The organism is Parvimonas micra, assembly GCF_037482165.1.
Classification (GTDB): Bacteria; Bacillota; Clostridia; order Tissierellales; family Peptoniphilaceae; genus Parvimonas.
Genome location: NZ_CP148048.1, coordinates 1,177,398 through 1,190,105, shown reverse-complemented (window position 1 = coordinate 1,190,105; position 12,708 = coordinate 1,177,398). Strand labels below are relative to the sequence as shown.

At 28.5% G+C, this 12,708-nt stretch carries 8 protein-coding genes, 4 tRNA genes and 1 other annotated feature; all 12 genes read left to right on the top strand.

Annotated elements, in window-relative coordinates; all coding sequences use genetic code 11:
* The first annotated feature begins 58 nt into the window (after window positions 1-58).
* The 12 genes from WFJ11_RS05745 to WFJ11_RS05690 all read left to right on the top strand — a co-directional run bounded on the left by WFJ11_RS05745 (window position 59) and on the right by WFJ11_RS05690 (window position 12,656).
* Window positions 59-134: transfer RNA gene (locus tag WFJ11_RS05745), tRNA-Lys, on the top strand.
* A gap of 697 nt (window positions 135-831) precedes the next feature.
* Window positions 832-907 (top strand) — tRNA-Phe (locus WFJ11_RS05740).
* Window positions 908-910: 3 nt separating this feature from the next.
* A tRNA-Gly gene (locus WFJ11_RS05735) sits at window positions 911-985 on the top strand.
* A 9-nt stretch (window positions 986-994) separates the two neighbouring features.
* A tRNA-Cys gene (locus tag WFJ11_RS05730) sits at window positions 995-1,068 on the top strand.
* A gap of 87 nt (window positions 1,069-1,155) precedes the next feature.
* On the top strand, window positions 1,156-2,631 hold the full coding sequence (locus tag WFJ11_RS05725; protein WP_338817128.1) for a UDP-N-acetylmuramoyl-L-alanyl-D-glutamate--2,6-diaminopimelate ligase: 1,476 nt from the start codon (window positions 1,156-1,158) through the stop codon (window positions 2,629-2,631).
* Between the two features lie 73 nt (window positions 2,632-2,704).
* Complete coding sequence (asnB, locus tag WFJ11_RS05720; RefSeq protein WP_338817127.1) at window positions 2,705-4,528, top strand: asparagine synthase (glutamine-hydrolyzing); 1,824 nt, start codon at window positions 2,705-2,707, stop codon at window positions 4,526-4,528.
* 11 nt (window positions 4,529-4,539) lie between these two features.
* Entirely contained in the window at window positions 4,540-5,730 is a 1,191-nt protein-coding gene (locus tag WFJ11_RS05715) for a D-alanine--D-alanine ligase (protein ID WP_338817126.1), read from the top strand.
* A complete protein-coding gene (locus WFJ11_RS05710) occupies window positions 5,730-6,413 on the top strand; it encodes an aspartate/glutamate racemase family protein (protein ID WP_338817124.1) in 684 nt (227 codons plus the stop codon). Before WFJ11_RS05715 ends, WFJ11_RS05710 begins: the two co-directional genes overlap by 1 nt.
* A gap of 116 nt (window positions 6,414-6,529) precedes the next feature.
* Complete coding sequence (locus WFJ11_RS05705) at window positions 6,530-6,976, top strand: DNA starvation/stationary phase protection protein (RefSeq protein WP_338817123.1); 447 nt, start codon at window positions 6,530-6,532, stop codon at window positions 6,974-6,976.
* A gap of 169 nt (window positions 6,977-7,145) precedes the next feature.
* Window positions 7,146-7,322 (top strand) — a binding site (T-box leader).
* Between the two features lie 84 nt (window positions 7,323-7,406).
* On the top strand, window positions 7,407-9,110 hold the full coding sequence (locus WFJ11_RS05700; RefSeq protein ID WP_338817122.1) for a proline--tRNA ligase: 1,704 nt from the start codon (window positions 7,407-7,409) through the stop codon (window positions 9,108-9,110).
* Between the two features lie 110 nt (window positions 9,111-9,220).
* Window positions 9,221-11,011 carry an ABC transporter ATP-binding protein/permease gene (locus tag WFJ11_RS05695; protein ID WP_338817121.1) on the top strand — a complete coding sequence of 597 codons (1,791 nt, stop codon included), beginning with the start codon at window positions 9,221-9,223 and terminating at the stop codon, window positions 11,009-11,011.
* Window positions 11,001-12,656, top strand: coding sequence for an ABC transporter ATP-binding protein (locus WFJ11_RS05690; protein WP_338817120.1), 1,656 nt, complete (start codon window positions 11,001-11,003; stop codon window positions 12,654-12,656). The genes WFJ11_RS05695 and WFJ11_RS05690 overlap by 11 nt, the downstream gene beginning before the upstream one ends.
* Window positions 12,657-12,708: the final 52 nt, after the last annotated feature.

The following is a 12,708-nucleotide window of genomic DNA, read 5'->3' as shown; positions in this document are numbered from 1 at the left end:
ATTGTAAAGTACTTGACAAATTAAAATAAATGATTTATACTATTTAGGTATCAAATATGCACCTTTAGCTCAGCTGGCAGAGCACCTGACTCTTAATCAGGGTGTCCAGGGTTCGAACCCCTGAAGGTGCACCAATTAATTTTTTAGGTCGTTAGAAGATACCTAGAAAGTTGTGTGCCCAGATAGTGAAAGTCGGTATAAGAGAGTGGCAAAAACAACGAAGTTGTTTTTAGGCAATATCTTAGTCTAGTGCGAAGCACGAGAGAATGAGCTATCCGAGAATTGATATAAAAGATATATTAAAAAATATAAAAGTTTGAAAAAATTGAATATTATATGCCCAGATAGTGAGAGTTGGTATAAGAGAGTGGCAAAAACAACGAAGTTGTTTTTAGGCAATATCTTAGTCTAGTGCGAAGCACGAGAGAATGAGCTATCTAAAAATTGATATAAAAGAAATATTAAAGAACATAATGGTTTAAAAAAATTAAATATTATGCCCAGATAGTGAAAGTCGGTATAAGAGAGTAACCAAAATATGGAGATGAAATCGAAGATATTTTGAGTTAATATCTTAGTCTAGTGCGAAGCACGAGAGAATGAGCTATCTAAGAATTGAAATAAAAGCAAGTATAAAATTCTAAAAATTTTGAAAAAATTAAATATTATGCCCAGATAGTGAAAGTCGGTATAAGAGAGTGGCAAAAACAACGAAGTTGTTTTTAGGCAATATCTTAGTCTAGTGCGAAGCACGAGAGAATGAGCTATCTAAAAATTGAAATAAAAGCAAGTTTAAAATTCTAAAAATTTTGAAAAAATTGAATACTATATGCCCAGATAGCTCAGTCGGTAGAGCAGAGGACTGAAAATCCTCGTGTCGGTGGTTCGATTCCGCCTCTGGGCACCATTTGCGGGAGTGGCTCAGTGGTAGAGCATCGCCTTGCCAAGGCGAGGGTCGCGAGTTCGAATCTCGTCTTCCGCTCCATTTCGATTTGGCGACATAGCCAAGTGGTAAGGCAGAGGTCTGCAACACCTTCATCTCCAGTTCAAATCTGGATGTCGCCTCCAAGGTCTCTTATGAGACCTTTTTTGTTTATGTAAAGAATAATAAAATAATTAGAGTGTTAATTGGAGTTTTATAGATAGGAGTAAGATATGTTAGCTAATGAATTGTTATCTTATTTAAAGGTAAAAAAGATTTGCGGAAATATTGAAAATATAAATATAGAATACATTTCTCAAGATAATAGAAATATAAAAGAGAATACTGCTTTTATTTGCATAGAAGGTAATACTGTAGATGGACATTCATTTGTTGAGAGTGCTGTAAAAAATGGTGCAAAATTATTGATAGCATCAAAGGATGTATCTGACAAGTCAGGAGATGTTCCAGTTGTTTATGTTAAAGATACACTAAAAGTTATGGGACTTCTAGCTAATGTGCTATATAAATGTCCAAGCGAAAAACTATTTATGGTTGGAATAACTGGAACTAATGGAAAGACAACTACAAGTTATTTAATTAATCATATTTTTGAAACTTGTAATATGAAAACAGGATTAATAGGAACAATACATCATAAAATAGGAAATAAAGTAATCCCTACTAAAAATACAACTCCTATTTCTGTTGATTTGCAAGGTTTTTTAAATGAAATGGTAGTTGAAAATTGCAAATGTTGTGTAATGGAAGTTTCATCACATGCACTGGCTTTAGATAGAGTTTTAGGTTGTGATTTTGACTGTGCAATTTTTACTAATTTGTCACATGAACATTTAGAATTACACAAGACAATGGAAAATTATGCAAATACAAAGGAGCTTTTATTTACACAATTAGGTCATAATTTAAAGAATGGAAAGTTAAAAACAGCTATTTTAAATAGTGATGACGAATATTCAAAAAGATTTGCTGAACATATTCCATCAGAAATTATTACTTATGGAATAAATGATAAAAACGCTGATTTTTTTGCTGATAATATTTCATTTGATGATTGGAAAATGAGATTTGATTTACATTTTTTAGATGAAGTATATAGAGTTGAAACTAATTTAGTTGGAGTTTTTAATGTATATAATGTGTTGGCTGCAATTTGTGCAGGATATGTAAAGGGAATTTCAATCTCAGATATATTAGAGGCTTTAAAGAGTTTTGCAGGTGTAAGTGGTAGAATGGAAATAGTAGAATCAAATAGAAATTACAGAATAATAATTGATTTTGCTCATACTCCAGATGGACTTATAAATGTTCTTGAAACTTTGAATAAGGTTCCTCATAATAGGATTATTACTATGATAGGTCATAGTGGTGGTAATAGAGATTCCAGTATGAGACCTGATTTAGGGAAAATAGCCTTAGAAAATTCTGATGAAGTTGTATTTACAGCAGATAATCCTAGACATGAATCAATTAGTAAAATTGTAAGAGAATTGGTTTCCGAATGTGATAAGGGTAATTATACTGTTGTTGAAGATAGAAAAGAAGCAATAGAATATGCTTTTGAAATAGCAAAAGAAAATGATATTGTATTACTTGCAGGAAAGGGTGCAGAGCCATATCAAGTAATTGGTGATGAATATTTTCCTTATAGTGAGATAGATACAGTTAAGGAAATTTTAAAAAAATAGAAATAAATTGTTCTATATGATATAATTAATTAATAATTTGTTAATTCTTTTAAGTAGTATTTAAGGAGAAATTATGTGTGGATTTGTAGGATTTTACAGTAAAGATATAAAAGGTGAAAATATAATAAAAGAGATGAATAATCAAATTATCCATCGTGGTCCAGATAGTGACGGATATTATTTTGATAAAGGAATTAATTTTGGGTTTAGAAGACTTAGTATAATTGATTTACACGAAGGCTCTCAGCCGATTTTGAATGAAAATAATGATGTGGCTATTATTTTTAATGGAGAAATTTATAATTATCAAGAAATTAAGGATGATTTGTTAGAAAAGGGATATAAATTTAAAACTAATACTGATACTGAAGTTATTTTACATGGATATGAAGAATATGGTGAAGAAGGAATTTTAGCTAAATTAAGAGGAATGTTTGCTTTTACTATTTGGGATAGTAAGAAAGAGAGACTTTTTGGAGCAAGAGATCATTTTGGAATAAAACCATATTATTATACAATGATTGATGGAGATTTTATTTTTGGTTCAGAAGTTAAGTCATTCTTAAAATATCCAAAGTTTAAAAAAGAAATTAATGAAAAAGCATTAAAGCATTATTTAGTTTTTCAATACAATCCTTTAGAAGAAACATTTTTCAAAGGTGTAAAGAAACTTAGACCAGGACATTATTATATTTTTGAAAATGGGAAACTTGAAATCAAGAGTTATTACGATTTAACTCTTGATTATAAGGAAATGACTTTTGATGAAGCTGTAAGTAAGATAGAAAAAGAAGTTGAAGAATCAGTTAAATATCACAAGATAAGTGATGTTGAAGTTGGCTCTTTCTTGTCAGGCGGTGTTGACTCAAGTTATGTTGTTGCAACAGCTATGCCTAACAAAACTTTTTCGGTAGGTTTTGATAATAAAGGCTTTGATGAAACAGTTTATGCAAAAGATCTTTCAGATAGATTAGGAATTGAAAATTTTTCAAAAATAATAACGCCTGATGAGTTTTTTGACGGAATAAATAAAGTGCAATATTATTCAGATGAGCCACATGCAAATCTTTCTTCTGTTGCTCTATATTTCTTGTCAAAACTTGCATCTGAACAAGTTAAGGTAGTTTTGTCAGGAGAAGGAGCTGATGAATTATTTGCAGGATATAATGAATATGCAGAGGCTCTTCCACAAAGAATTTACAAAAAATTACCATTTAGTTTAAGAAATAAGTTATATAACAAGTACAAAGATAAAAAGCATTTTAGTGGAAAGACTATTATAATGAAGTATGGTCGAAAGGTTGAAGATAGATATATTGGACCTGCAGAAATAATGTCTGATGAACAAGCTAATTTACTTTTAAAAGAAAAATATCAAAATTCTGAAACATCAAGAGATTTAACTAAAAAATATTATGATGAAGTTAAAGATATGGATGATGTTTCTAAGAGATTATATCTTGATATGAAAATGTGGATAGTTGACGATATTTTGCTTAAAGCAGATAAGATGACTATGGCAAATTCTATTGAGCTTAGAGTTCCACTTTTAGATAAAAAGATGTGGGAACTTGCAAGAACAATTCCTGTAAGACATAAAGTTCATAATGAAATAACAAAATATGCTTTTAGAAAAGCTGCTTTGAACAAATTGCCTGATGATTGGGCTAAGAGAAGAAAGTTAGGTTTTGTTGTTCCTTTTGTTTTATGGATTAAGGAAGAAAAATATTATAATATTGTTAAAGAAACTTTCAATAAGGATTTTGTAAGTGAATTTTTTGATGTGGAAAAAATCAATTCACTTCTTGATGATCACTTTAATAATAAAAACAATAATGGTCGTAAGATTTATACTATTTATACATTTTTAAAATGGTATGAACAATATTTTAATTAAGAGGTAAAAGAATGAACAAAGCTGTTGTTTTAGGTTGTAATTACTATATAGGACTTAGCATAATAAGATGCTTAGGACGTGAAGGAGTTCATGTTGTAGCTTGTGATTATGACTTTGATAATTCCTATGGAGCAAAGTCTAAATACATTTCTGAATTTTTAAAAATTGATGATTTGAATAAATTTGGAGAAGAGGCTTTTGTAGGATTGATAGAATATGGAAAAAAACAAGAAGAAAAACCTGTTTTACTCCCAACACATGATAAATATGTTGAATTTATAGATGAATATTATGATGAATTGGAAAAATATTATTTAATCAGTCAAGCTAAAGGACTTAATTCAAAATTATTGGATAAATGGACTTTATATGATATTGCAAAAGAAAATGGAGTTAAAATTCCGGCAACAATTAATGCAAATGACGAAAATTTAGTTGAAAAAGTAAAAAATGAAGTAGGATTTCCTTGTATCATCAAGCCTGTTGATACTGTAGAATTTACTAAGATTTTTAGAAATAAAGTTTTTATCTGTAATAATGTTGAAGAAATGGAAAATGGAATAAAAAAATCGAAAGACAATAATATAGAAATCTTTATTCAAGAAATTGTTCCGGGTTTTGACGATTGTATGTTGACTTATGATTTTTATATTGATAAAAATGGAAAAACTACTCATTATATGACTGCTCAAAAACAAAGACAATGGCCGATAAACTTTGGAGCATCTTGTTTTACAATTCAAAAGTACAATCAAAAATTAATTGATATGTCAAAGCCTTTCCTAGAAAATATAGGATATAGAGGTTTTGGTGAAATAGAATATAAAAGACATGAAAAAACGGGAGAAATCTATCTGATAGAAATAAATGCAAGGACTACTAATTTTAACAATTTGATTTATAAAGTTGGAATTAATATGCCTTATATTGCATATCTTGATTTAACTGGAAATTTAAAAGAAAGTGATTGTAAGTATGTTGATTACGATACAAATTATGCTTTTATTTATGGTTTTGAAGATATGGTTGCAATTTGGCGTTATAAGAAAACAAAACAAGTTGGAATTTTGAAATCTTTAAAGATTTCATTTTCAAGCAAATGGGCTCCTGCAATTTTTGCTACTGATGATTTAAAACCTTGGTTTTTCTTTAATAAAATTCTATTGGGAAAAGTTTTTAGAAAAATATTTAGGAGGAAATAGTGTACAAATTAGGAGTTATCGGAGGTATGGGACCTTTAGCAACTGTTAAGTTCTACGATAAAGTCGTTTTAAATACTGAGGCGCATAATGACAATGAACATATTGATTTAATAGTGTTAAATCATTCAACAATGCCTGATAGAACAAGATGTATTATAGAAAATAAAGATACTGAATTTTTAAATGAAATTAAGAAAGATTTGGAAATTCTGAATAAAATTGGTGTAGATGTAGTTGCTATTCCTTGTAATACAAGTCATTATTTTTATGATGAATTTAAAAACTTCGCAAATTTAAAAATTATAAATATGATTGAAGAAACAATTTTAGAAATAAAAAGAAGAGGAATAAAAAAAGTCGCAGTCTTTGGAACACTTGGAACACTAAATTCAAAAGTTTATAATAAATATGCAGAAGAAAATGGAATAGAAGTAAAAGAATTGTCCATAGAAGATAAGAAAACTGTTATGGATATTATTTACAAGATTAAAGAAACAAATAATTTAGAGAATAAAGAATTTGTAGAAATTCTAAATAAATACTGTGATAACGAAACTATTGGAATAATAGCTTGTACTGAACTTAGTCTTTTGGATATATGTAAAAATATAAATACGATTGATGCTTTGGATGTTCTCGTAAATAAGAGTATTGAATACAGTGGAGCAAAGATTAAAAAATAAATGTGATTCTAATCATATATTCTCAAAAAAATAAAAAAAATTATAAAAAAACTTTATTTTTAAAATATTTGGGTATATAATGGTTGTGAATGATAAAATAATAGGAGGAATGAAAAATGAAAGATTTTAAAAGTTTAAATGTTTATTTATCAAACATCGCAGTTATGACAACTAAATTGCATAATTTGCATTGGAATGTAGAAGGAAGAAATTTCTATCAAACACATATTTTCACAGAAGGGTTATATGATAAATTCTTCGAATGGTATGATGAAGTTGCTGAAGCAATTAAAATGAGAGGTGGATTCCCATTTGCATCATTAAAAGAATATGTTGCTAATGCTACTGTTAAAGAATTAGAATCTAAGAAAGTAACAGTTGATGAAGTTAACGAAATAGTTATGAATGATTTAGCTGCTCTTAAAGAAGAAGCTACTAAAATTAGAGAAGAAGCTGATAATGATGGAGATTTCATAATTGTTTCAATGTTAGAAGATCAAATTGGAGAGCTAGAAAAGAATGTTTGGTTCTTAAGAGCTTCTAAACCATGTTGCAATAAATAATAATAAAAAAATTTAGGTTGAGTTTATACTCAACCTTTTTTTGTGAAATAATAAGATTATCAGTAACTCACCCGATGTAAAATATTGTGTAAGTAGAAGCGTATTATTTAGAATATAATTTTTTACAGTTGACTTTTTTTACTAAATCTAATATAATTTATTCATTAGATATTTAGTGATGATAAGAAATAGTAAATTATTTATGTATATTTAGAGAGAAGTTGTTTGGTGAAAAACTTTTATGCAGATAATTGAACCTATCTTGGAGCTTGTATTCAAAATACAGGGTTGTGCCTTATAGCTTTTGAGTATAAATTAGAGTGGTACCACGGCTTTCGTCTCTTGGAGATGATTGCCGTTTTTTTATTATAGAAGTTATTTTATAAAAATCATCACAAAAATTAATTTATAATTACGGAGGAAATTTATTATGAAAATGAAAAGATACTATATGCCAACACTTAGGGAAGATCCACAAGAGGCAGAAATTATAAGTCATAAATTGCTTTTAAGAGCAGGAATGATTAGAAAGAGTGCTGCAGGAATTTACTCCTATCTTCCTCTTGGTTACAGAGCAATTAGAAAAGTAGAAAATATTGTAAGAGAAGAAATGGACAGAATGGGTGGATATGAAATTTTAATGTCTGCACTTCAACCAAAAGAAATATGGGAAGAATCTGGAAGATGGCAAACTTTTGGACCAGAAATGTTTAAAGTTAAGGATAGAAATGAAAGAGAATTCTGTCTTGGACCTACTGCTGAAGAATATTTTACAACTTTGATAAGTGGAGAAATTAAAAGCTATAAACAATTACCTTTAAATATTTATCAAATTCAAACAAAATATCGAGATGAAAAAAGACCACGTTTTGGTATAAACAGAGCCAGAGAATTTTCAATGAAAGATGCTTATACTTTTGATGTAAGCCCTGAAATGATGATGGAATCTTATAAAGAAATGTGGAAAGCATATGAAAAAGTATTTAATAGATTAGGACTTAATTATAAAATTGTTGCCGGAGATGCAGGAGCAATGGGAGGTAACAGCTCACATGAATTTATTGCTCTTTCTGATGTTGGAGAAGGAGTTATTTGCTATTGTGATGAAAGTGGATATGCTGCTACAGACGAAAAAGCAGAAGTCATTTACAAAGTTGACGAAAGTGGAGATGAAGAGGAACTTGAATTGGTTTATACTCCAAATTGCAAGACAATAGAAGATGTTGCAAACTTTTTAAAACAAGATGCATCAAAATGTATTAAGGCGATAGATTTAATTGTAGCAGGAGAACCTATTATAGTATTTGTTCCAGGAGATAGAGAGCTTAATATGACAAAACTTTGTGCTTATCTTGGTGTTCCAGAACATGAAATTGAAATGATGGATGAAGAAACAATTTTAAAAATTGGATCATCAGCTGGATACACAGGACCAGTAAACTTGAAAGCAAGAAAGATTTTAGATAAGAGAGTTACTCTTATGAAAAATACTGTAGTTGGTGGGAATAAGGAAAATCATCACTATATAAATTGTAATTTTGGAAGAGATTTTGATGGAGAAATTGCAGAAGATTTACTTATGGTTCAAGAGGGAGATGTTTGTCCTATAAGTGGACATCCTTTGAAATTTGCAAGAGGGATAGAAGTTGGAAATATCTTCCAACTTGGAACAAAATATTCTAAGGCTTTAAATGCGACTTTCTTGGACGAAAATGGAGTTAGTCAATATTTCTGGATGGGAAGTCATGGAATAGGAATTACAAGAAGCATTACTGCGATTATTGAACAAAATAATGATGAAAAAGGAATTATTTGGCCAATCCAAGTTGCACCATATCATGCAATAGTTACAGTTGTAAATATTAATGATGAAGAACAAATGAAGCTTGGTGAAAAAATCCATGATGAATTGGAAGCTCAAGGTGTTGAAGTAATGCTTGATGATAGAAAGGAAAGAATAGGCGTCAAATTTAATGATAGAGATTTAATTGGTATTCCTTTAAGAATAACTGTTGGTAAAAAAGCTAACGAAAATATAATTGAATTTTCAACTAGAAAAGAGATGGAAAATGTTGAAATGTCTTCTGAAGATGTAATTAATAGAGTTGTAGAAGAAGTTAGAAAAATAAAATAATATTTTTAATACCACAATATGTGGTATTTTTTCTAATTGATTGTATCTTGTTTTTTTATTTAATTGGGTACCATATAAATAGTTAGTATTAAATTGTAAAAGGAGTTTTTATGGATAGTGATTTCAGTACAAAAATTCAAAAACAAAAAATAAGTCGCGAAAGACGAAAAGAATTAAAAAATAGATTAAAAAAAGAGTTAGGAGATAGAATGAGATTTGTCTATATAGCTTCTTTTTTGTCTTGGATTCAGTTCTTGATGAGAATTATTTCTTTTGGATTTATAGCAAAGGGATTTTCTAATTTATATAATAAAATAGATTTTAATCTTTTTGCTTATGTTGTAATTACAATCGGATTAAATATATTTGGTTTTTGGATTTCTATTTTTGCTAAGAGATATCAAGGTGTTGCATCTCAGTATGCAAGAAATAATTTAAAAGTTAAATTTTTTGATGCCTTTTCCAAAGGTAATGAGGAAGTTTTTAAAGGCTATTCAACAGCAGATGTACTTACAGTTGCATCTCAAGGGATTGACAGTTTAGATACTTTTTACAGTAATTATTTGACAACAACTTTAAGAACATATTTTAATTGTGCAACAATTTTATTGATTGCAGCTTTTATCTATCCTTTGGGTGGTTTGGTCTTTTTAGTTAGTATTCCTTTTATTCCTGTTTCAATAGTGTTAATACAAAAGCGTTCAGCAAAAATTATGCAACATTATTGGTCAACTTATATGGATGTAAGTAATTTGTTTATGGATGATTTAAAGGGATTGAATACTCTTTATTCTTATAGTGCAGATGCTATTTATGAGAAGAAATTTAATGAATCTGCTGAAAACTTTAGACTTTCCACTATGGAACTTTTGAAATTTCAACTTCAATCAGTAGGATATATGGACGGAGTTATGTATCTTGGAATTGCAATTTCAGGATTTTTAGCGGTTCTTTCAGTTTCAAAAGGCAATATGTCAATTTTTAATTTTATATTCTTTGTTTTGATTGCAACTGAATTTTTTACTCCAATTAGAGAATTGGGATATTGTATGCATTTACTTATGATGAATACTAAAATGGCAGATAGGATTTTTACTTTTTTAGATAGTGTAAAGGATGAAAATAAAACAGAAGTTTCAAATATCAATTTAGAAAGTATAGATAATATTGAATTTAAAAATTTATCTTTTTCGTATGACGATAGAAAGGTTTTAAATAATATTAATTTAAGTATCACTAAAGGTAATTTGTTTGCAATAGCAGGAGAAAGCGGACTTGGAAAGAGCACATTTGCAAAAATTTTGTTTAAAAATCTTGAGAATTATTCCGGTGAGATTTTGATAGACGGAAAATCTTTAAGAGATTTTTCAAAGTCAGATATAAATGCATTAGGTTTTTATGTATCTCCAGATTCTTATGTCTTTAATGAAAGCATTATGGATAATTTGAAAAAAGCTACAAAATTATCTGAACACGAAATTTTAGAATGGATTGAGGAGAAAAATATTTTAAAATTTGTAAAGACTTTGCCTGACGGTTTTAATACAATTATCGGAGAAAATGGAAGATTGATTTCTCCGGGGCAAAGGCAACAGATAATTTGTGTTAGAAGTTTGCTAGCAGATAGGAAAATTTACATTTTTGATGAAATGACATCAAGTGTTGATACCGAAAACGAAATAGCAATTTTGGATTTAATCAAAATGATTTCTAAAAATTCTATTGTTATGTTTATTTCTCATAAGATGAAGCAAGTTAATAAAGCAGATTTTGTTTTATTTATGAGGAAAGAAAAAAGTTGGGATTTTGGAAAACCGGAAGATTTATATAATTCAAATTATGAATATAAGATGTTATTGGATAAACAAAATGAAATGGAGGAAATTTTAAATGAAAGATAGTTTAAGATTAGTAGCTAGACTTATAAATTTTATGAAAAAATTACTCCCGGTAATTTTGTTAGCTGTATTTTTTGCAGTTTTTGGATTTTTAATTACTGTATATATTCCTGCAAAAATTATTTCATTAGGATTTGATGCGGTTAATGGGGAAAAGTTAAAAATAATATCTTTAATAATTTTAGTTGTTCTTGCAATTTCAAGAGGGCTTTTCAGATATGGAGAACATTATTTCGGACATTACGTTGCGTTTAAAGTTTTGGCAGATTTTAGAAGAGAAATTTTTTCAAAACTTAGACGACTTGCTCCATCAAAACTTGATTCTCAAGATAGTGGAGCTTTGTTGAAACTAATAGGCGAAGATGTTGAAGCTTTAGAAGTTTTCTTTGCTCATACTTTAGCACCTATTACAACAGGGACTATTGTTTCAATAATTTTAATTATTTATTATTTACAATATAATATACTTTTAGCTTTAATTGCAGTTATAGTGTATTTTACACTTGCTGTTATTATACCTAATATATTTTCAAACAAATTAAAACCACATCTTGAAGTTCAACAAAAATATAGAAAATCATATACTTCATATTTTTTGGAAAGTTTAAGAGGTATGAAAGATTTACTTCAACTTGGAGTTGAAAAAGAAAGATTTAAAAACTTATCAAAAGAAAGTCGAATTGTAAATAAAAAAGAAAGAAATGTTGCAAAATTAAATTTCTTACAATTTTCATACAGTTTTTTAACAATAGGTTTCGGAGTTTTAGCCTTTGCTTTTGTAGATTTTATACTTGTAAATAAAAATGTAATTAGTGTAAAAGGTGCAGTAATTACATTGGTAGTTTTTAGTTCATCATTTGCTCCATTTTTAGAACTTAGCAGACTTCCTTTAGGACTTGGACGTGCATTACAAGCAGCAAAACAAACTTTTAGTTTATTAGATGAAAATGAACCACTTGGAAATGACGGAAGTAAAGAAATTGAAAAAATAAATGAAATAAAATTTGAAAATGTTGATTTCTCTTATCCTAAGAGAGATAAGATGATTTTTGAAAATTTGAATTTGCTTTTTGAAGATGAAAAAATTGTAGGTCTTGTCGGCGAGAGTGGATCAGGGAAAAGTACATTGATGAAAATGGTTATGAAATGGTATATGGCAAAATCAGGAAAAATATTTCTAAATGAGGAAGATATTTTAAAAATAGATAGTAGAAAACTACAAGAAAAAATTGCTTATATTCCTCAATTTCCACAAATTTTTTCTCAAACAATCAGAGAAAATTTAGTTTTAGGAAATGATAAGATTACTGATGAAGAAATTTTAGAAATTGCTGAAAAATGTAGATTAAAGGATGTAATTTTATCAACTGAAAATGGACTTGATACTAAAATAAATTCTGAAAAAATTATTTTTTCAAGTGGAGAAATGCAAAGACTTGAACTTATGAGAGCATTATTAAAGAGGGCTGATGTTTATATTTTTGATGAGCCTACAAGCAATTTAGATACTTTAAATGAATCAATAATTTTGAATTTGATTAAAGAAAATTGTAAGGGAATGGTATTTTTGATCTCTCACAGAATGAGTACTGTATCATTTTCAGATATTGTGTATAGAGTAGAAAATGGTAAATGCTTTAAAATATAGCCTTGCAGATTAAGATGAAATATGTTATCATCATACTAAAAATATGAGGGGT